Annotated in this window: 1 protein-coding gene and 1 pseudogene; both read right to left on the reverse strand. The window is 54.6% G+C overall.

Annotated features, from left to right (window positions below):
- Window positions 1-482 (reverse strand): annotated as a pseudogene (locus tag QBK88_RS30705) (IS66 family transposase); the annotation flags it as partial.
- A gap of 18 nt (window positions 483-500) precedes the next feature.
- A partial coding sequence (tnpB, locus tag QBK88_RS30710) for an IS66 family insertion sequence element accessory protein TnpB (RefSeq protein ID WP_277965048.1) occupies window positions 501-791 on the reverse strand: 291 nt, incomplete at its 5' end.

Here is a 791-nt window from a genome sequence, read left to right on the forward strand (position 1 = left end):
GACCGGAGCGGCTTCGCAGTCGCGGCAACCGTAGATCTTGCGCACATGCTTAATCACTCGGATTTGCATTGGCACGATCTCAAGCTGCTCGCTGATTTCCTCACCAATGCTGTGTTTACGGCAACCGCAGGCGCAGGTCAGTTCGTGCTCGCGCAGTTCGTGGATGACTTCGATGCGCGGAAGATCGGCGGGCAGAGGCTTGCGCTTACCGCGCTGTTTGGTTGGCGCTACGACCTCTTCTTCCACCGTTTCATCGACAGGCTCGGCCACGCTTTCAGCTTCGTGAACAAGTCCATTTGCGGGGTCGCGGGATCGACTGTCGGCTCTGACTTGCGCCCGAAAAGGCGCTGACGCAACAGTGCATTTTCTTCTTCGAGATGAACGATCTTGCCCTTATCCGACTCGCGCTCACTCAGCATCTGCGCAAGCAGTTGCTTGAGCAAAACAGGGTCGTCGGGAAGGTCTTTGGGCATGGAAATCATGCCCTGGATTATACCGAATCAGGCGACGAATCGAGTCGTTGAAACTTGATGTGGACGGTTACGCCACAAATCAAAGCCGTCCAACAACCAGTTGAGTTCTTGAACCGTCAGCACGATGGCTTCATCCGAACAATCCGGCGAGGTTTTGAAGCGCTCGGATTCCAGGCGTTTTAGCCAAAGACAAAAGCCGTTGCGTTCCCAATACAAAATCTTCACTCGGTTTCGAGGTTTGTTGAGGAACACGAAAAGCACCGGATCAAACACCGCGACCTTGATGTCCAGTTCGACCAGCGCAGCGAGGCCATCGAT

Origin of the sequence: Pseudomonas sp. RIT-To-2, from assembly GCF_029623465.1 — a bacterium.
Classification (GTDB): domain Bacteria; phylum Pseudomonadota; class Gammaproteobacteria; order Pseudomonadales; family Pseudomonadaceae; genus Aquipseudomonas; species Aquipseudomonas silvicola.